The sequence below is a fragment of the Stenotrophomonas sp. YJH_SMC_46 genome, from assembly GCF_059370315.1.
On record NZ_JCAFTO010000001.1, the window covers coordinates 652,344 to 670,456 of the forward strand.

Below are 18,113 nucleotides of genomic sequence, written 5' to 3' on the forward strand. Positions count from 1 at the left end.
AGGTAACTAGGATGGCACGTCAGGCCGCGCCCGCCAATCGCGCGGCCTCTTCCAGGTCCACGCTGACCAGGCGGCTGACGCCTGGCTCACGCATGGTCACGCCGGACAGCTGGTGCGCGGCCTCCATCGTCGCCTTGTTGTGGCTGACGAACAGGAACTGCACCTTCTCGCTCATTTCCTTGACCATGTTGGCCAGGCGGCCGACGTTGGCTTCGTCCAGCGGTGCGTCCACCTCATCCAACAGGCAGAACGGCGCCGGATTCAGCTGGAAGATGGCGAACACCAGCGCCACCGCGGTCATCGCTTTCTCACCGCCGGACAGCAGCGAGATGCTGGACACGCGCTTGCCCGGCGGGCGCGCCATGATGGTCACGCCGGTGTCGAGCAGGTCTTCACCGGTCAATTCCAGGTAGGCGTGGCCGCCACCGAACAGGCGCGGGTACAGCGCCTGCACGCCGGCGTTGACGCGGTCGAAAGTGTCCTTGAAGCGGCCGCGGGTCTCGCGGTCGATCTTGCGGATGGCATCTTCGAGGGTTTCCAGCGCTGTGGTCAGGTCGGCGTGCTGCGAATCCAGGTAGTCCGAGCGCTGCGACGCCTCGCCATACTCGTGGATGGCCGCCAGATTGACCGGCTCCAGCCGGCGCATGCGAGCATCGATCTGGTGGACCGCCTGCTCCCAGTCGCCCAGGCGGGCATCCTCGGGCAGTGCGTTGAGCACGTCCTGCAGCACGAAGCCGGCCTTTTCCACCGCCGCTTGCAGGGTGTCGGCACTGAGCACCAGCGCCTGCTGGTCGAGCTTGCGCTGCGAAATGCGCTCGCGCTGGACCAACGCCTGCTCGTCGCGCTGGTGGCGGGTCTGCTCGTAATTGCGCAGCTCAGCGTCGATGCCGTCCAGCAGCGTTCGCGCCTCGGTCAGCACGCGATCGGCGCGCACACGCTCTTCCAGCGCATTCTGGTGCTCGGCCTGCAGTGCTTCGATCGGCGAATCACCTTCGTCCAGCTGCGAATGCAGTTCGCCCAGCCGCGAATCCAACTGTCCACGTTGGGTGCCCATGCGTTCCAGCGCCTGGCTCAACGAGGCCAGCTGCGCCCGCTGCGATTCCAAAGTCAGGGCCAACGAATGCGCGCGCTCGCGTACCGCGCGGGCGGCATCGCGGGCCAGGTCGCGGGCTTCGGTCAGCTGGCGGCGTTCGCCCTCCAGCCGCTGCCGGGTCGACTCCAGGTCGCCCATGCTGCTGACCGCACTCTCCAACCGCGAGCGTGCTTCACGCGCCTGCTCGTTGTTGGCTTCAATGGTTTCCTGCAGTTGCTTCAGCTCGCCTTCGATGCGGTCGATGCGCGTGCGCGCCGCCTCCACCTTGCCCTGCTGGCCCTGCAACTGGCCGGCCAGTTCGGAGACCGCACGATGGGCCTGGTACAGCGCGCGCTGCGCGTCTTCACGCTGCTGTTCGGCAGCGTGCAGCTGCTCACGGAAACCGGCCAGCTGTTCTTCCAGCTCGGCCTCGCGGTCCTGCAGCTGTTCGATCTGCTCGCGAAGCTCCTGGATCTCGCGTTCGCGCAGCAGCGCACCCTGCTGGGCCGCGCCGGAGCGCGATACGCGCAGCCAGCCCTGGCCCAGGCGCTCGCCACCCTGGGTGATGACCGAATCACCTTCCGGCAGGCTGCCCTGCAACGCCTTCGCTTCGGAAAGGTCCTTGGCAGCATGCAGGTGTGCCAGCAGGCGACGGATCGCCACCGGACCACGCACGCGCGCGGCCAGCGAGGTCGGGGCGACCTTCAGCTCGTCATCGCCGTTGGCGACCAGCGCAAGGTGACCATCGCCGAGCTCACCCAGGGCATCGACCAGGCTGGCCGGGTCATCGACCAGCACACCTTCGATCAAGTGGCCGAGCGCGCTTTCCACCGCGTTTTCCCAGCCGGCATCCACGTCGAGGCGCTCGCCGACACGCGCCGCAGAATCCAGCCCCCGCGCCTTCAGCCACGCGACTGCCGCGCCCTGCTCCTGGCCCAGCGCGGCCTGCTGCAGGGCCTCCAGCGAGGCCAGGCGGCCACGCAGGCCGTTGGCCTGCTTGCGCAGTTCGGCCAGTTCGTTCTGGCCATTGCGCTGCTGTTCCTGCACCGCCGCCACGCCCTGCTTGCGCAGCTCGACGTCTTCGCTCAGCTCATCCAGCGCAGCCTTCTGCGTGTCGTGTTGCAGGTGCAGCTGCTCGAAGGCCTCTTCCAGCGCATCCACATCCAGCCCGGCGCGCTCGGCGGCCAGGGCCTCACGACGCCTGTCGGCATCGAGGATCTGCTTGTCCAGATAGTCCACGCGCGTGCGCTCGACATCGCCGGCGCGTGAGGCTTCCGAACTCTGCGAGGTGTGCTGTTCCCAGCGCTGCTGCCAGCTGGCCAGCCGCTCTTCGGCCTCGCGCAGGCTTTCCTGCTTGATCTCGTTTTCTTCCTGCAGTGCTTCCAGCTGCGGAGTGGCGGCCTCCACCGCCTCACGCAGCACCCTCAGCCTGGCCTCATCACCGCTGATGTGCTGCCCCAGTTCGGCCAGGGCCTGCTGGGTTTCATCGCGTGCCTTGTGCAGGCGCTGCGACAACTCGCGCTGGTGCTGGATCTGCTGTTCCAGGCGCGCCAGCGTACTGCCGACCTGGTAGACCGCCGCCTGCGCGGTGTTGAGCGCGTCGGCAGCCTCTTCGCGCCGCGCGCGCGAGGTTTCGATGCGGGCTTCGGCATCACGCTGGTCGGCGATCAGCTGCTGCAGCCGCGTTTCTTCCTGCGACAATCCTTCGCGCAGCTTGGACAGGCGTCCGTCGAGGCCGCGGAATTCCAGCGCCTTCCACTCGGCGTCCTTGACCCGGCGCTCTTCCTGCAGGGCCTGGTACTGCTCGGCCTGCTTGGCCTGGCGCTTGAGGTGCTCCAGCTGCTTGCTGATCTCGTCGCGCAGGTCGCCCAGCCGGTCCAGGTTCTCGCGGGTGTGGCGGATGCGGGTCTCGGTCTCCTTGCGGCGCTCCTTGTACTTGGAGATGCCGGCCGCCTCTTCCAGGTACACGCGCAGGTCTTCCGGGCGTGCCTCGATGATCTGGCTGATCATGCCCTGCTCGATGATCGAGTAGCTGCGCGGCCCCAGGCCGGTGCCGAGGAACAGATCGGTGATGTCGCGGCGACGGCACTTGGTGCCGTTGAGGTAGTAGTTGCTGGTGCCGTCGCGGCTGACCGTGCGCTTGACCGAGATTTCGTTGAACGAGGCGTACTCGCCGGAAATCGTGTGGTCGGAGTTGTCGAAGATCAGCTCGACCGTGGCCTGCGAGACCGGCTTGCGGGCATTGGACCCGGAGAAGATCACGTCGGTCAGCGAGTCGCCACGCAGGCGGCTGGCCGAGCTCTCGCCCATGACCCAGCGCACGGCGTCGATGATGTTCGACTTGCCGCAACCATTGGGCCCCACCACGCCGGTCATGTTGGTCGGCAGGTGCAGGGTGGTCGGATCGACGAACGATTTGAAGCCGGACAGCTTGATCGTGGAAAGACGCATAGGGGTTCCGGACTGGGGCCGGCAAGCGGCCTGCGTTTACCCTCCAAGTCATTGATCCTGTTGGGATCGATGACCGTGGAACGGGTGTGACGCCCTGAGTATACCGATGTGGCCGTGTTCTACGAATGGACGTGGAATATTGTCCAGCCCTGCCCCGTCGGCCCGGCCGGCCTCGACACCCTGGAGCGGGAGCCATAAAACAAAACGGGCACCCTTGCGGGCGCCCGTTCTGCGGTGATGCCAGGCCTTTCGGCGTGGGATCAGGCTTCGGCGACGACGACGACCTTGACGGTGGTCTCGACGTCGGCGTGCAGGTGGACCAGCACGTCATATTCGCCGATGTTGCGGAAGGCGCCTTCGCCCAGGATGACTTCGCTCTTTTCCAGCGGCAGACCGGCGGCGGTGAAGGCCTCGGCGATGTCGCGCGGGCCAACCGAGCCGTACAGCTTGCCTTCGGTCGAAGCGTTGGCGGCGATGGTCACGCTCGCGCCTTCCAGCTTGGCCTTGCGGCCTTCAGCGTCGGCGTGGATGGCCTGGGCCTTGGCTTCGTATTCGGCGCGCTTGGCTTCGAACTCGGCCTTGTTGCTCTCGGTGGCCGGCACGGCCTTGCCCTGCGGCACGAGGAAGTTACGGCCGTAGCCCGGCTTCACATCAACCAGGTCGCCCAGGTTGCCGAGGTTGGTGACTTTCTGCAGGAGGATCAACTGCATGGTATTGCTCCAGATAAGTTATTCGTTAGCGAGGCAACGCCCCGCAACAAAGGCTGTCCGAATAGCTGGCACAGCGGGGGCGGCGTCGGGCCGCCCCGCCTGCATCAGACGTCGTGGTTGTCGGTGTACGGGATCAGGGCCAGGAAGCGAGCGCGCTTGACGGCGGTCGCCAGCTGGCGCTGGTACTTCGACTTGGTACCGGTGACGCGGCTCGGCACGATCTTGCCGTTCTCGGTCAGGTACTGGCGCAGGGTGTTGAGATCCTTGTAGTCGATCTCCTTCACACCTTCAGCAGTGAACTTGCAGAACTTGCGGCGACGGAAGAACTTGGACATGGGAAGGCTCCTTAGGCGGCGGAAGCGGCGTCGTCGCCGGCTTCGTTGTCAGCGGTGTTGTTGGACTCGCCTTCTTCGTCGTCACGACGACGGCGCTCACCGCGCTCCGGCTTGTCACCCTTCTCGTCCTTGCTCTTCATGATCAGCGACTGCTCGGTGTCAGCCTCGTCACGCTTGATGACCAGGTTGCGCAGCACGGCGTCGTTGAAGCGGAAGCTCTCGGTCAGTTCGTTCAGAACGGCCTGGTCGGCTTCGATGTTCATCAGCACGTAGTGGGCCTTCACCAGGTTCTGGATCGGGTACGCCAGCTGGCGGCGGCCCCAGTCTTCCAGACGGTGGATGGTGCCGTTGCCGTTCTCGACCAGCGACTTGTAGCGCTCGATCATGGCCGGGACCTGCTCGCTCTGGTCCGGGTGGACCATGAACACGATTTCGTAATGACGACTCATGTTTTTTTCTACCTTTCGGATGTGGCCTTGCGGCCGGACAGCCCCCCGCCGTTGAGACCGCGGTGGGGCAAGGGTTCCCGCCAGGGTGGCAGGAAGCCGCGCATTATGGCGCAGATGGGGTGGCCGGGCAACCGGTGGGCCACCTGACACCCTGAACCGGGGGCGAGCGCCCAGCCAACCCGGGTTGGGCGCTACCAGAACGATCAGGCCCCGGCCGGCCGTCAGGCCTTGTCGGCGTCAGTGGTGAAGCTCTCGCCGCAGCCACACTCGGCGGTGGCGTTCGGGTTGCTGAACGTGAAGGTCTCGCTCAGGCCGTGCTTGCCGAAGTCGATCACGGTGCCGTCCACCAGCGCCAGGCTCTTGGCGTCAACATAGATCTTCACGCCGTCCTGCTCGAACACGGTATCGCCCTCGCGCTCATCGCGGGCCAGGTCGGTGATGTGGCCCCAGCCGGAGCAGCCGGTCCTGGTCACGCCGAAACGCAGGCCCAGCGCGCCGGGGGTCTGGGCGACAAAGCGCTGCACGCGCTCGAAGGCAACGGGGGTCAGGCTGACGGCCATGGGGCTACTCCAGAGGTACGGGGACATTATAAGGAGCTGTGGCTGCGAAAAATGCCTCGCAAGCAGAACGCTGCAACCGGTAAACTCCCGTGTTCACAGATCGAGTCGATCAGCAGAGGATTCAAGTCATGACGGTGGTCAGCGTTGAACATGCGCTTGCCGGGAAGATCCCGGAAGGCGGCGAAGTCACGGTACGCGGATGGGTGCGCACGGTGCGCGGTTCAGCGAATCTGGCCTTCGTGAATGTGAGCGACGGCTCCTGCTTTGCCCCGATTCAGGTCGTGGCCAACGACACCCTGGGCAACTTCGACGAGATCAAGCGCCTGACCAGCGGCTGCTCGGTCATCGCCACCGGTACCCTGGTGAAGTCGCAGGGCAAGGGCCAGTCGTTCGAGATCCAGGCCAGCACGCTTGAAGTGGTCGGCTGGGTCGAAGACCCGCTCACCTATCCGATCCAGCCCAAGCCGATGTCGCCGGAGTTCCTGCGCGAAGTGGCCCACCTGCGCCCGCGCACCAACCTGTTCGGGGCGGTCACCCGCATCCGCAACTGCCTGGCCCAAGCTGTTCACCGTTTCTTCCACGAGAACGGCTTCAACTGGATCAGCACCCCGATCATCACCACCTCCGACGCCGAAGGCGCCGGCCAGATGTTCCGCGTGTCCACCCTGGACATGGTGAACCTGCCGCGAGACGAGAAGGGCGCGATCGATTTCAGCCGCGACTTCTTCGGCAAGGAAACCTTCCTGACCGTGTCCGGCCAGCTGAACGTCGAGGCCTACTGCCTGGCGCTGAGCAAGGTCTACACCTTCGGCCCGACCTTCCGCGCCGAAAACAGCCACACCACCCGCCACCTGGCGGAGTTCTGGATGATCGAGCCGGAAATCGCCTTCGCCGACCTGGCCGAAGACGCACGCCTGGCCGAAGAGTTCCTGAAGTACCTGTTCCGCGCGGTGCTGAACGAGCGCAGCGACGACCTGGCCTTCATCGCCGAGCGCGTGGACAAGAACGCGATCACCAAGCTGGAAGATTTCATCAACGCACCGTTCGAGCGCATCGACTACACCGATGCGGTCAGCCTGCTGCAGAAGTCCGGCAGGAAGTTCGACTTCCCGGTGGAATGGGGCCTGGACCTGCAGACCGAGCACGAGCGCTGGCTGACCGAGGAACACGTCGGCCGCCCGGTGGTGGTGACCAACTACCCGGAGCACATCAAGGCCTTCTACATGCGCCTGAACGACGACGGCAAGACCGTTGCCGCGATGGACGTGCTGGCCCCGGGCATCGGCGAGATCATCGGCGGCAGCCAGCGCGAAGAGCGCCTGGACGTGCTGGATGCGCGCATGGCCCAGTTCGGCCTGGATCGCGAGCACTACAGCTGGTACCGCGATTTCCGCCGCTATGGTTCGGTGCCGCACGCCGGCTTCGGCCTGGGCTTCGAGCGCCTGGTGGTGTACGTCTGCGGGCTGTCCAACATCCGCGATGCGATCCCCTACCCGCGCGCCCCGGGCAGCGCGGACTTCTAAGCCCCAAACGACCACGGAGGTGCTGCCCCCATGACCCTGTTCTTCGCCCTCTGTTTCGTTGGCGTTGCAGTGGCCGGGTTCAGTGCCTTCGTGATCTTCTGGCCGCTGACCCTGGTGCACGTGCGCGACCGCCATCCGGCGCTCGCCGAGCGCTTCGGCAGCGGCGCCTTCCTCAAGCCCGATGCCCTGGCCTGGCTGTTGCGCCGCGACTATCGCCAGCAGCCGGACCGATCATTGTCCGGGCTGGCGACGCCGGCCTGGGTATCGCTGCTGACCCTGCTGGCCGGACTGGGCATGGCTGCCCTGCTCTGGCTGGCCTCGCTCTGGTAACACATCCATGAATGACATCACCACTTCGCGCGACAGCTGGTGGCTGGCCAGCCTCGGCAACACCCTGATCTGGGCACGCCTGCGGGTGCGCCCTGCCGGCACCGCCGAAGTGCTCGACAGCGACGGCAACACGCTGAGCTATGACAGTGAAGACACCGCCCGTTCGCAGCTGTTCGACGCTGAATTCGTCGAGTATGACGGCCTGGACGAGGAGGACGCGCTGGTGCGCGGCTTCAGCCTGCACGAAGTGCAGCCGCCGCAGGCCGACAGCGACGAGGGCCTGCGTGGCCGCATGATCCAGTCGCTGGGCGGGCGCGCCTGACCCTGGCATGTTCACCCCGCGCGCCTTCGCCGAGACCGACCTGCTCTGGCTGGACCGCCTGCTGGCGCGCGATCCGTTCGTCAGCGTGCTCACCCCGGGCAGCGATGGCCTGCCGGAGCTGACGCGGATGCCGGTGTTGTACCGGCGCGAGGGCGAGCGCATCGAGCTGCGCGGGCACTGGGCCCGCGCCAACCCGCAGTCGCGCCACAGCGGTGCGGCCAAGGTACTGGTCGATGGCCCGCACGGCTACGTCTCGGCCAGCTGGTATCCGGACAAGGAGCCCGCCGCGCGGGTGCCGACCTGGAACTATGCGGCCGCCGAGCTGCGCGGCCAGCTGTACACCTTCGACGACACCGATGCGCTGGCCGAACTGGTCGGCGCGATCAGCGACCGTTTCGAAGCCAGCGTCGGCCAGGCCTGGCGCTTCGATGCCGCGCGCGCCGAACACGGCCCGGAGCTGCGCGCCATCGTCGGCTTCCGCTTCCAGGTTGAACACGTGCAGCTGAAGCTGAAGCTGAGCCAGAACCACCCCGATGCGAACCAGCGTGCCGTGATCGCCGAACTGGAACAGCTGGGCACCCCTTCCTCCACCGAGTTGGCGCAGTGGATGCGCTGGCACCGCGAACAGGCCACCCGCAGCGGCTGAACGCCCCCGATTCCCGCGACGACGCAGCCGGACGGCTGCGGCGCGCCCCCACCCGACGCCAGGCATCCGAACATGAAAGACATCCACAAGCTGCTGCAGAACAACCGCGACTGGGCCGACCGCATCGAGAAGGAAGACCCGGACTTCTTCCACCAGCTGGCCAAGCAGCAGCATCCCGAGTACCTGTGGATCGGCTGCTCCGATTCACGAGTTCCGGCCAACCAGATCATCGGCATGGCACCCGGCGAAGTGTTCGTGCACCGCAACGTTGCCAACGTGGTCGCCCACACCGACCTGAACTGCCTGAGCGTGGTGCAGTACGCGGTGGACCAGCTGAAGGTCAAGCACATTCTGATCGTCGGCCATTACGGCTGCGGCGGCGTGCACGCCTGCCTGCACAATACCCGCGTCGGCCTGGCCGACAACTGGCTGCGCCACGTCGGCGACGTCGTTCAGAAGCACCAGGGCATCCTCGATGCGATCGAAGACGATGAACTCAAGCACGCCCGCCTGTGCGAGCTGAACGTGATCGAGCAGGTCGCCAACCTCTGTCGCTCGACCATCGTGCTGGACGCCTGGGCCCGCGGCCAGAAGCTGATGGTGCATGGCTGGGTGTACAGCCTGAAGGACGGTCGCGTGCGTGAAATGGGCATCGACGTAGGCTCGCTGGAAGAGCTGCAGCCGGCATATGAGAAGGCACTATCCTTCGTGCCGCGCAAGGGCCGTCGCGACTGATCCCCCACGGATGACCACCATGCTCGCTTCGCCGATCAACCTGCACGCCTGGATCGAAGAGAACCGCCACCTGCTGAAGCCGCCGGTGGGCAACAAGATGATCGACAACGGCGATTTCATCGTGATGGTGGTCGGCGGGCCGAATTCGCGCACCGACTATCACTACGACGAAGGCCCGGAGTGGTTCTACCAGCTCGAGGGCGAGATGGTGCTGAAGGTGCAGGAGGACGGTGCGGTACGTGACATCCCGATCCGCGCCGGCGAGGTCTTCCTGCTGCCGGCGAAGGTGCCGCACTCGCCGCGCCGCCCGCCCGGGGGCATCGGCCTGGTGGTCGAGCGCAAGCGCCTGCCGCACGAGAAGGACGGGGTGATCTGGCACTGCGAACGCTGCAACCACAAGCTGCACGAAGAGTTCTTCGCGCTGCAGAACATCGAGACCGACCTGCCCAAGGTGTTCGCGCGCTACCACGCCAGCCTGGAACTGCGCACCTGCAGCCAGTGCGGGCACGTGGATCCGCTGCCGGTGCCGGCGGCGGGCTGAGCACCTGCCCCTGTAGAACCGAGCCCATGCTCGGCTTCGTGGCCCGGCAGCCGAACATGGGCTCCGCTCTACAGGTTCGGCGGCAGGCACGCCGCCAAGCGCTACACTGGCGGTCCCGTTGCAGCCTGTTGCCCGACCATGTCCGACCTGCTCAGCCGCACCCACGCCATTGCCCTGGACGCCGCCGATCCGCTGCGTCCGATGCGTAACGAATTCCTGATTCCGCGCCATGGCGGCGGCGAGCAGACCTACTTCGTCGGCAACTCGCTGGGCCTGCAGCCGCGTGGCGCTCAGGCCGCGGTGCAGGAAGTGATGAAGCAGTGGGGCGAGCTGGCGGTCGAAGGCCACTTCACCGGCCCTACCCAGTGGCTGTCCTACCACCGCCTCGTGAGCGCGCAGCTGGCCCGCGTGGTCGGTGCGCTGCCCAGCGAAGTGGTGGCGATGAACACGCTGAGCGTGAACCTGCATCTGATGATGGTCAGCTTCTACCGGCCGACCACGCAGCGCCCGGTGATCCTGATGGAAGCCGGCGCATTCCCGACCGACCGCCACGCGGTCGAAGCACAGATCCGCTTCCATGGCTTCGACCCGGCCCAGTGCCTGGTGGAAGTGCAGCCGGACGAAGCCAACGGCACGATCTCGCTGACCGCGATCGAACGCGCCATCGCCGAGCACGGCCCGCGCCTGGCGCTGGTGCTGTGGCCCGGCGTGCAGTACCGCACCGGTCAGGCCTTCGACCTCGGTGCAATCACCCGCGCCGCACGCCTGCAGGGGGCGCGCATCGGTTTCGACCTGGCGCATTCGGTGGGCAACCTACCGCTGCGCCTGCATGACGTGGCGCCGGACTTTGCGGTGTGGTGCCATTACAAATACCTCAACAGCGGCCCGGGCGCGGTTGCCGGCGCCTTCGTGCACGAGCGCCACCATCGCGACACCACCCTGCCCCGATTCGCTGGCTGGTGGGGCCATGAGGAAGCCACCCGTTTCCAGATGGCACCGCAGTTCACCCCGGCCATCGGTGCCGAAGGGTGGCAGCTGAGCAATCCGCCCATTCTGGGGCTGGCACCGTTGCGCGCCTCGCTGGACCTGTTCGAGCGAGCCGGCATGGACGCGCTGCGCAGCAAATCGCTGGCGCTGACCGGCATGCTCGAAGCACTGGTGCGCGCACGCCTGCCGCAGGTGCTGGAGATCATCACCCCGGCAGACCCGCAGCGCCGCGGCTGCCAGTTGTCGCTGCGCGTGATCGGCGGCCGCGAGCGCGGGCGCGCCCTGTTCGAGCACCTGCGCAGCATCGGCGTGCTCGGCGATTGGCGCGAACCGGATGTGATCCGCATCTCGCCCACCCCGCTCTACAACCGCTACCTGGACGTGCACCACTTCGTCGAGGAAGTGGAAGCCTGGGCCGGCCTTTGAGCCGGTCCCTCCCCTACTGCTGGACAGTTCGTTGATCGCACACGCCTCCCGCTCGTTGAGCATTATCGGTGCCGGCCTCGCCGGCTCCCTGCTGGCCATCCTGCTGTCACGCCAGGGCTGGCGCATCACCCTGTACGAACGCCGCGGCGATCCGCGCGTGGCCGACTACGAGAGCGGCCGCTCGATCAACCTGGCGCTGGCCGAGCGTGGGCGCAACGCCCTGCGCCAGGCCGGTGTGGAAGACGAGGTGATGGCGCGCGCGGTGATGATGCGCGGACGCATGGTGCATCCACGCGACGGCGAACCGCAGCTGCAGCGCTATGGCCGTGATGACAGCGAAGTGATCTGGTCGATCCACCGCAGCGACCTGAACACCACGCTGCTGGAACTGGCCGAACAGGCAGGGGCCACCGTGCATTTCCATCGCCGCCTGCACACCGTTGATTTCGATGCCGGCTACGCCCGCTTCATCGATGACCGCGATGACAGCCCGCACGACATCCGCTTCGACACCCTGATCGGTGCAGACGGTGCCGGTTCGGCGCTGCGTGCGGCAATGAACCGACGCGCGCCGCTGGGCGAGGACATCGCCTTCCTCGATCACTCCTACAAGGAGCTGGAGATTCCGCCGGCCGAAGACGGGGGCTTCCGCATCGAGCGCAACGCGCTGCACATCTGGCCACGCGGCCACTACATGTGCATCGCCCTGCCCAATCATGAAGGCACCTTCACCGTCACCCTGTTCCTGCCCAACCAGGGCGATCCCAGCTTTGCCACGATCAATACCGGTGCGCAGGCCGAGGCGCTGTTCGCTCGCGAGTTCGCGGACGCGCTGCCGCTGATCCCGAACCTGCGCGTGGATTGGGAACAGCACCCGCCGGGCCTGCTCGGCACGCTCACCCTGGAGCGCTGGCACCAGCAGGGTCGCGCCGTACTGATCGGCGACGCCGCGCATGCAATGGTGCCGTTCCACGGCCAGGGCATGAACTGCGCGTTCGAGGATTGCGTTGCGCTGGCCCGTCACCTGATGGAGGCGGATGACCTGGAAAGTGCGTTCGCTGCGTTCGAGGCCGAGCGCAAACCCAATGCACGCGCGATCCAGCAGATGGCGCTGGAGAACTACCTGGAAATGCGCGACCGCGTGGCCGATCCCTCGTTCCTGCTGCAGCGCGAACTGGAGCGGGAACTGCAGCGGCGCTGGCCGACCCGCTTCGTACCGCACTACACGATGGTCACCTTCCTGCACACGCCGTACGCCGAAGCGCTGCGCCGTACCGAACTGCAGCGCGATTTGCTGGTGGCGGCCACGGTCGGCCACGAGTCGCTGGACAACATCGACTGGGCGGCGCTGGAAGCGCAGATCCACGCGCAGCTACCGGTCCTGGAGGGTGCGCACTGATGGCCGACAGCTTCCTGTTCTACGACCTGGAAACCTTCGGCCAGGATCCACGGCGCACCCGCATCTCGCAGTTCGCCGCCATCCGCACCGACGCCGACCTCAACGAGATCGACACGCCGGTCAGCTTCTTCGTGCGCCCGGCCGATGACCTGTTGCCCTCGCCGATGGCCACCCTGGTCACCGGCATCACCCCGCAGCAGGCCTTGGCCGAAGGCATCAGCGAGTCCCAAGCCTTCGACCGCATCAACGAACTGATGTCGCGACCCGGCACCTGCGCGCTGGGCTACAACACGCTGCGCTTCGACGATGAATTCGTCCGCTACGGCCTGTTCCGCAACTTCCATGACCCATACGAACGCGAGTGGCGCAACGGCAATTCGCGCTGGGACCTGCTGGACATGCTGCGGCTGATGCGCGCGATGCGCCCGGATGGCATCCAGTGGCCGCTGCGCGAGGACGGTGCCACCTCGTTCAAACTCGAGCACCTGGCCGAAGCCAACAACGTGCGCGAGGGTGATGCGCACGAAGCGCTATCCGACGTGCGAGCCACGATCGGCATGGCACGGCTGTTCAAGCAGTCGCAGCCGCGCCTGTGGGACTACGCCCTGAAGCTGCGCGACAAGCGTTTCGTCGGCACCCTGCTGGATGTCACCGCGATGACGCCGGTGCTGCACATTTCCATGCGCTACCCCGCCAGCCGTCTGTGCGCGGCGCCGGTGCTGCCGTTGGCCGTGCACCCGACGATCAGCAACAGGGTGATCGTGTTCGACCTGGACGGCGACATCGACGACCTGCTGGCCCTGCCGGCCGAGGTGATCGCACAGCGCCTGTACCTGCGCGCCAGTGAACTGCCCGAGGGCATGGCACGGGTGCCGCTGAAGGAAGTGCACCTGAACAAGGTGCCCGCCCTGGTCGCCTGGAACCACCTTCGTGGCGACGACCACGCGCGCCTGGGCCTGGACGTGGCCGCGATCGAGGCCAAGGTTGAACGGCTGCGCGGGTTCGCCCCTCAGCTTGCCGAGAAGGCGCGCCAGGTCTACAACCAGCCGCGCGCGGCCACCGTGGCCGACGTCGATGCCTCCCTGTACGACGGCTTCCTCGGCAACGGCGACAAACCGCTGCTGGCGCTGGCCCGCACGACCGCACCGGAGCAGTTGGCTGCGCTGGAAGGCCGCTTCCGTGACCCGCGCCTGCCGGAGCTGCTGTTCCGCTACCGTGCGCGCAATCATCCGGACAGCCTCGCGCCGGCTGAACGCCAGCGCTGGCAGGATTACCGGCGCCAGCGCCTGCTGGGAGACGGCGGCCTCGGCGAACTCAACCTGCCCCAGTACCAGCAGCAGCTCGATGCGCTGGCCGCCGAGTCGCCCGACGACGCGCGGCGCCAGGCCCTGCTGCAATCGTTGCGCGACTGGGGCCAGCACCTGCAGGAGACCTTGTGAGTACCTATTTCTCGGACGCCAGCTTCAAGTTCCTGCGCAGCCTAGCGCGCCACAACGAAAAGGCGTGGTTCAACGACCACCGCCAGCAGTACGAAGAGCATGTGCGACAGCCGTTCCTGCGCCTGTTGGGTGACCTTCAGCCAGCCCTTGCCGAGGTCAGCGAACACTTCCGCGCCGATACCCGCGGCGTCGGCGGCTCACTGTTCCGCATCCACCGCGACGCGCGTTTCTCCAACGACAAATCGCCTTACAAGACCTGGCAGGGTGCGCGCCTGTTCCATGAGCGCCGTCGCGAAGTGGCCGCGCCCTCGTTCTATGTGCACCTGCAGCCAGGCGAGAGCTTTGTCGGTGCCGGCCTGTGGCACCCGGAACCGGAAACCCAGCGCCGCGTGCGCCACTTCATCCTCGACAATCCGGGCAGCTGGAAGGCCGCGGCCCATGCACCTGCGCTGCGCAAGCGCTTCGAGTTCGAGGAGAGCGAAAAACTGGTGCGTCCGCCGCGCGGCTTCCCGGCCGACTTCGAGTTCATCGACGATCTCAAGCACCGCAACTGGGTGATGTGGCGCCCGCTGGATGACGCCACCATGACCGGTCCACGCCTGCTGTCCACGCTGGGCAAGGATCTGGCCGCACTCGGCCCGTTCGTCGACTATCTGTGCGCAGCGCTGGACCTGGAATTCTGATGCCGTTGGCGCACCAACGGCGCACGCTGGGCCGCACCGGCCTGGCGGTTTCGCCGGTCGGCCTTGGGTGCTCCGGCTTCTGGGGGCATCGGCGCTTCCCGGAGCAGTCGGCCGCGCACGTCGTCGAGCATGCACTGGCACGGGGCGTGAACCTGTTGGACACCGGTCACAACTACTCCGGTTTCCACGCCGAGCCGCGGCTGGGCCGCATCCTGCGCTCCTTGCTCAAGCAATACCCGCGCGATTCGCTGGTGATCTCCAGCAAGGGCGGCACGCTGACCGGCCAGGCCGGCGTCAGCGGCGCCGAGCAGCGCAATTTTTCGCCAGCGGCCATCACCGCCAGCTGCGAAGCCTCGCTGCGCAACCTCGGCCTGGATTACCTCGATATCTACCAGCTGCATGGTGCCAGCCAGCACGACATCAACGATGACCTGCTGGCCGCGCTGCAGCGACTGCGCGAACGCGGGTTGATCCGGCATACCGGCATCAACACCCACACGGCGTCGACCCTGCACTGGATGATCGACCATCCCACGCTGTTCGACGTGGTGCTTCTGGACTACAACGCCCTGCAGCAGGATCGTGAACCTCTCATCGACCGGCTGCACGCGGCCGGTATCGGCGTGCTGGCCGGCACCGTGCTGGCGCAGGGCCACCTGCTGCCGTCACGCGCCCGCCTGCCGCGCCCTGCCGACGCCTGGTACCTGGCCAGAGCCTGGCTGAAGCCGAGCAGCCGCTCCCTGATGCACAGCGCACGCCGGATGCGCCACACCATCGCCGCCATCCACAGCCAGCGCCCCGCCCAGACCGCGTTTGCCTACGCCCTGGGCCATCCCGGCGTTGCCAGCGGCATCCTCGGCACCACCCGCACCCGCAGCCTGGACGAAGTGCTGGCGACGCGGCTGGAGGCGCTGACCGCAGCCGAACGCCAGCAGCTGGTGAACGCCTTCGGTGATGGGCGCGGATCACCCAGTCATTGAGTCTTCACCCCATGCCGCTGCGGTTGCGGCAGTCTGTGCGGCATGAAGAAACTCACTGTACTCGTTGTGCTGCTGGTCCTGGCCCTGGCGGCCTGGTGGTTCGGCGGCCCCTACCTGACCGTCAATGGCGTTTCCAAGGCCATCGAGCAGCGCGACACCGCGCGCCTGGAACGCTACGTCGATTTCCCGCGCGTGCGCAGCAGCCTGCGCGCGCAGCTCAATGACTACCTGGTGCGCCAGGCCGGCCCGGACGTGGCGGCCAGTCCCTTCGGTGCCCTGCTGTACGGGCTGGGCGATCAGCTGGGCGGTGCCGCGGTGGACACCATGGTGACCCCCACCGGGATCGGCGCGATGCTGCAGGGCCACGTGCTGTGGAAGCGCGGCCGCAATGAACTGCAGGGCGGCGATGCCTTCGGCCCGACCGAACCGGCGCGACCGTTGAAGAATGCCGAACACCATTTCGAAGCGCTGGACCGCTTCGTGATCGATGTCGATCGCGGTCCGGGCCAGCCGCCGATGAAGGTGGTACTGGAGCCGCAGGGGCTGCGCTGGAAGGTGGTGGATCTGCAGCTGGGGATGTCGGGCAGCCCTTGATCGGACCCGTGGCCTGACGGCAGTGCCAACCAACGGTTGGCACCTGCCGGTCGAATCCGCCCTATCCCTCGTTGGCGACGCCGTGCGGTACGTGGCCGGCAGCCACATGCTCGCGGGCGCTGTCGATGTTGTGCTGCGAATCGTCGAAGAAGATGTCGGCGCCGAACGCCTGCAGGAACGGCCCCTTGTGCCGGCCGCCGAGGAACAGCGCTTCGTCCAGGCGCACGCCCCACTCGCGCAGGGTGCGGATCACCCGCTCATGGGCCGGCGCCGAACGCGCAGTCACCAGTGCGGTACGGATCGGCGCGCTCTCGCCGGCAGGGAACACTTCCTGCAGCGTGTGCAGCGCTGACAGGAAGCCACGGAACGGACCGCCGCTGAGCGGCTCGCGGGCCCGTTCGCGCTCATGGCGGCCAAAGGCTTCCACGCCCTGCTCGCGCGAAATGCGTTCACTCTCGTCACCAAAGATCACCGCGTCACCGTCAAAGGCGATGCGCAGCTGCCCGGCAGGGCGACCGATGTCGATCTGGTCGGCCGCTGCGGCTGCGGTCTCGCCAGGCGGCTTGGGCAGGATGGTCGCCGCCGCGATGCCATGGCGCAGCGCGCTGCGCACCGATTCGGGGTTGGCCGACAGGAACAGGTCGGTGCCGAACGGCTTCACGTAGGGCCAGGTCGGCTCGCCGGCGGTGAACGTCGCGCGGATGATGCCCAGGCCATAGTGCTGGATCGAATTGAAGATGCGCAGGCCGGTGTCGGCCGAATTGCGCGACAGCAGGATCACCTCGACCCGCGGGTCCTCCGGGCTGGCGCCCTGGTTCAGGGCCAACAGCTTGCGCACTACCGGGAAGGCCACGCCAGGTCCGAGGATGTCGTCCTCATGCTGGCGCTGGAATTCTGCATAGGCCGCCACGCCATCGCTCTCGAACAGCGCATGGCTTTCCTCGAGGTCGAACAGCGCGCGCGAGGTGACCGCGACGGTCAGCAAACGGGGAGAGTTGTCGCCCATCGGTGGGGGTCCTTCAAGCGGTCGGCAGGGCCGGCCGCCCATTGTCCTCAAAAAACGAACTGTTCGCTCAGGATCCGGTCTTCCAGGTTGTGTTCCGGGTCGAACAGCAGGGTCACGCGCCGGTCCCTGGACTCGCGGATGGTCACCTCCACTACGTCGCGGGTCTCGTGGGAGTCAGCGGTGACGCTGACCGGACGCTTGTAGGGATCGAGCACGCGGAAGCGCACTTCGGTATCGGCCTTGAGGATCGCCCCGCGCCAGCGTCGCGGCCGATATGGGGCCAGCGGCGTCAGCGCGATGGTATGCGACCCCAGCGGCAACACCGGGCCGTGCGCGGAATAATTGTAGGCGGTGCTGCCGGCCGGGGTGGCGACCAGCACGCCGTCACCGATCAGTTCGGCCACGCGCTCCTGGCCGTTCAGGTCGATGCCGATATGCGCAGCCTGCCGGGTCTGGCGCAGCAGTGAAACATCGTTGTAGGCCAGCGACCCGGTACTGGTGCCCGATTCGGTCAGCGCCACCATCTCCAACGGGCGCAGGTTGGCCGGTTCGGCACGGGCGATGCGCGCCTGCACGTCATCGTCGCCGCGGTACTGGTTCATCAGGAAGCCCACGGTGCCCAGCTTCATGCCGAACACCGGCTTGCCCAGGTGCCCGTGCCGGTGCAGGGTCTGCAGCATGAAACCGTCGCCCCCCAGCGGGCAAAGCACGTCGGCCTGCTCAGGCGCGTGATCGCCATAACGCGAGATCATGGCCGCGCGCGCCATCTGCGCCGGTTCGGTGTTGCTGGCCAGGAAAGCGATGCGGGGGGTGTCGCTCATCGGTGGATCCGGGTGGGTGTGCCAGCAAGAGCATACCCGGTAGTGCCGGCCGCTGGCCGGCAGCTTCAGCCGATAACGGTTCATGCAGTTGCCGGCCAGCGACC

The 18,113-nt window shown here is 66.9% G+C and carries 19 protein-coding genes; 12 read left to right on the forward strand and 7 right to left on the reverse strand.

The features are described from left to right. Nucleotides 1-19 precede the first annotated feature (19 nt). From smc to AC5P8C_RS03055, 5 genes are all read right to left on the reverse strand, one after another. Nucleotides 20-3,523 (reverse strand): chromosome segregation protein SMC, encoded by a 3,504-nt coding sequence (smc, locus tag AC5P8C_RS03035; protein ID WP_019660369.1) that lies wholly within the window; start codon nt 3,521-3,523, stop codon nt 20-22. Nucleotides 3,524-3,783: 260 nt separating this feature from the next. After that, entirely contained in the window at nt 3,784-4,233 is a 450-nt protein-coding gene (gene rplI, locus AC5P8C_RS03040; RefSeq protein ID WP_005410227.1) for a 50S ribosomal protein L9, read from the reverse strand. A gap of 104 nt (nt 4,234-4,337) precedes the next feature. Then, a complete protein-coding gene (gene rpsR / locus AC5P8C_RS03045) occupies nt 4,338-4,568 on the reverse strand; it encodes a 30S ribosomal protein S18 (RefSeq protein WP_002804494.1) in 231 nt (76 codons plus the stop codon). Between the two features lie 11 nt (nt 4,569-4,579). Then, entirely contained in the window at nt 4,580-5,017 is a 438-nt protein-coding gene (gene rpsF, locus AC5P8C_RS03050; RefSeq protein WP_005410228.1) for a 30S ribosomal protein S6, read from the reverse strand. Nucleotides 5,018-5,238: 221 nt separating this feature from the next. Continuing rightward, complete coding sequence (locus AC5P8C_RS03055) at nt 5,239-5,577, reverse strand: HesB/IscA family protein (protein ID WP_019660371.1); 339 nt, start codon at nt 5,575-5,577, stop codon at nt 5,239-5,241. A 128-nt stretch (nt 5,578-5,705) separates the two neighbouring features. On the opposite strand from AC5P8C_RS03055, the gene asnS reads away from it, so the two are divergent. The 12 genes from asnS to AC5P8C_RS03115 all read left to right on the forward strand — a co-directional run bounded on the left by asnS (nt 5,706) and on the right by AC5P8C_RS03115 (nt 16,182). Then, complete coding sequence (gene asnS / locus AC5P8C_RS03060) at nt 5,706-7,100, forward strand: asparagine--tRNA ligase (RefSeq protein WP_021202732.1); 1,395 nt, start codon at nt 5,706-5,708, stop codon at nt 7,098-7,100. Between the two features lie 30 nt (nt 7,101-7,130). Next, entirely contained in the window at nt 7,131-7,430 is a 300-nt protein-coding gene (locus tag AC5P8C_RS03065) for a hypothetical protein (RefSeq protein ID WP_005417403.1), read from the forward strand. Between the two features lie 7 nt (nt 7,431-7,437). Further along, entirely contained in the window at nt 7,438-7,752 is a 315-nt protein-coding gene (locus AC5P8C_RS03070) for a hypothetical protein (RefSeq protein WP_019660373.1), read from the forward strand. A gap of 7 nt (nt 7,753-7,759) precedes the next feature. Beyond that, nucleotides 7,760-8,398: an FMN-binding negative transcriptional regulator gene (locus tag AC5P8C_RS03075; RefSeq protein WP_495218334.1), complete on the forward strand. Its 639-nt coding sequence runs from the start codon at nt 7,760-7,762 to the stop codon at nt 8,396-8,398. 72 nt (nt 8,399-8,470) lie between these two features. Then, nucleotides 8,471-9,133 (forward strand): carbonate dehydratase, encoded by a 663-nt coding sequence (gene can / locus AC5P8C_RS03080; protein WP_005417406.1) that lies wholly within the window; start codon nt 8,471-8,473, stop codon nt 9,131-9,133. A gap of 19 nt (nt 9,134-9,152) precedes the next feature. Further along, on the forward strand, nt 9,153-9,674 hold the full coding sequence (locus AC5P8C_RS03085; RefSeq protein ID WP_026347065.1) for a 3-hydroxyanthranilate 3,4-dioxygenase: 522 nt from the start codon (nt 9,153-9,155) through the stop codon (nt 9,672-9,674). A gap of 138 nt (nt 9,675-9,812) precedes the next feature. After that, nucleotides 9,813-11,087 carry a kynureninase gene (gene kynU / locus AC5P8C_RS03090; protein ID WP_495218335.1) on the forward strand — a complete coding sequence of 425 codons (1,275 nt, stop codon included), beginning with the start codon at nt 9,813-9,815 and terminating at the stop codon, nt 11,085-11,087. A gap of 31 nt (nt 11,088-11,118) precedes the next feature. Further along, nucleotides 11,119-12,486 (forward strand): FAD-dependent oxidoreductase, encoded by a 1,368-nt coding sequence (locus AC5P8C_RS03095; protein WP_021202730.1) that lies wholly within the window; start codon nt 11,119-11,121, stop codon nt 12,484-12,486. Beyond that, entirely contained in the window at nt 12,486-13,925 is a 1,440-nt protein-coding gene (sbcB, locus tag AC5P8C_RS03100; RefSeq protein ID WP_494540194.1) for an exodeoxyribonuclease I, read from the forward strand. Before AC5P8C_RS03095 ends, sbcB begins: the two co-directional genes overlap by 1 nt. Beyond that, nucleotides 13,922-14,608, forward strand: coding sequence for a DUF2461 domain-containing protein (locus tag AC5P8C_RS03105; RefSeq protein WP_134735633.1), 687 nt, complete (start codon nt 13,922-13,924; stop codon nt 14,606-14,608). The genes sbcB and AC5P8C_RS03105 overlap by 4 nt, the downstream gene beginning before the upstream one ends. Beyond that, the gene (locus tag AC5P8C_RS03110; RefSeq protein ID WP_019660380.1) at nt 14,608-15,588 is read left to right on the forward strand and encodes an aldo/keto reductase; all 981 of its coding nucleotides are present in this window, start codon (nt 14,608-14,610) and stop codon (nt 15,586-15,588) included. The genes AC5P8C_RS03105 and AC5P8C_RS03110 overlap by 1 nt, the downstream gene beginning before the upstream one ends. A gap of 42 nt (nt 15,589-15,630) precedes the next feature. After that, nucleotides 15,631-16,182 carry a DUF2939 domain-containing protein gene (locus AC5P8C_RS03115; RefSeq protein WP_495218336.1) on the forward strand — a complete coding sequence of 184 codons (552 nt, stop codon included), beginning with the start codon at nt 15,631-15,633 and terminating at the stop codon, nt 16,180-16,182. Between the two features lie 61 nt (nt 16,183-16,243). Here the strand turns inward: AC5P8C_RS03115 and AC5P8C_RS03120 are convergent, their stop codons facing one another. Next, the gene (locus AC5P8C_RS03120; protein WP_021202725.1) at nt 16,244-17,188 is read right to left on the reverse strand and encodes a 5'-nucleotidase; all 945 of its coding nucleotides are present in this window, start codon (nt 17,186-17,188) and stop codon (nt 16,244-16,246) included. Between the two features lie 47 nt (nt 17,189-17,235). Next, nucleotides 17,236-18,009, reverse strand: a complete 774-nt coding sequence (locus tag AC5P8C_RS03125; RefSeq protein ID WP_021202724.1) for an NAD kinase — start codon at nt 18,007-18,009, stop codon at nt 17,236-17,238. Nucleotides 18,010-18,113: the final 104 nt, after the last annotated feature.

Coding starts and splice junctions, on each gene's coding strand:
- rplI (WP_005410227.1), bottom strand. CDS start 4,233: ATGCAGTTGATCCTCCTGCAGAAAGTCACCAACCTCGGCAACCTGGGC.
- AC5P8C_RS03075 (WP_495218334.1), top strand. CDS start 7,760: ATGTTCACCCCGCGCGCCTTCGCCGAGACCGACCTGCTCTGGCTGGAC.
- AC5P8C_RS03070 (WP_019660373.1), top strand. CDS start 7,438: ATGAATGACATCACCACTTCGCGCGACAGCTGGTGGCTGGCCAGCCTC.
- can (WP_005417406.1), top strand. CDS start 8,471: ATGAAAGACATCCACAAGCTGCTGCAGAACAACCGCGACTGGGCCGAC.
- smc (WP_019660369.1), bottom strand. CDS start 3,523: ATGCGTCTTTCCACGATCAAGCTGTCCGGCTTCAAATCGTTCGTCGAT.
- AC5P8C_RS03085 (WP_026347065.1), top strand. CDS start 9,153: ATGCTCGCTTCGCCGATCAACCTGCACGCCTGGATCGAAGAGAACCGC.
- AC5P8C_RS03120 (WP_021202725.1), bottom strand. CDS start 17,188: ATGGGCGACAACTCTCCCCGTTTGCTGACCGTCGCGGTCACCTCGCGC.
- kynU (WP_495218335.1), top strand. CDS start 9,813: ATGTCCGACCTGCTCAGCCGCACCCACGCCATTGCCCTGGACGCCGCC.
- AC5P8C_RS03065 (WP_005417403.1), top strand. CDS start 7,131: ATGACCCTGTTCTTCGCCCTCTGTTTCGTTGGCGTTGCAGTGGCCGGG.
- asnS (WP_021202732.1), top strand. CDS start 5,706: ATGACGGTGGTCAGCGTTGAACATGCGCTTGCCGGGAAGATCCCGGAA.
- rpsF (WP_005410228.1), bottom strand. CDS start 5,017: ATGAGTCGTCATTACGAAATCGTGTTCATGGTCCACCCGGACCAGAGC.
- sbcB (WP_494540194.1), top strand. CDS start 12,486: ATGGCCGACAGCTTCCTGTTCTACGACCTGGAAACCTTCGGCCAGGAT.
- AC5P8C_RS03125 (WP_021202724.1), bottom strand. CDS start 18,009: ATGAGCGACACCCCCCGCATCGCTTTCCTGGCCAGCAACACCGAACCG.
- AC5P8C_RS03115 (WP_495218336.1), top strand. CDS start 15,631: ATGAAGAAACTCACTGTACTCGTTGTGCTGCTGGTCCTGGCCCTGGCG.
- AC5P8C_RS03110 (WP_019660380.1), top strand. CDS start 14,608: ATGCCGTTGGCGCACCAACGGCGCACGCTGGGCCGCACCGGCCTGGCG.
- rpsR (WP_002804494.1), bottom strand. CDS start 4,568: ATGTCCAAGTTCTTCCGTCGCCGCAAGTTCTGCAAGTTCACTGCTGAA.
- AC5P8C_RS03055 (WP_019660371.1), bottom strand. CDS start 5,577: ATGGCCGTCAGCCTGACCCCCGTTGCCTTCGAGCGCGTGCAGCGCTTT.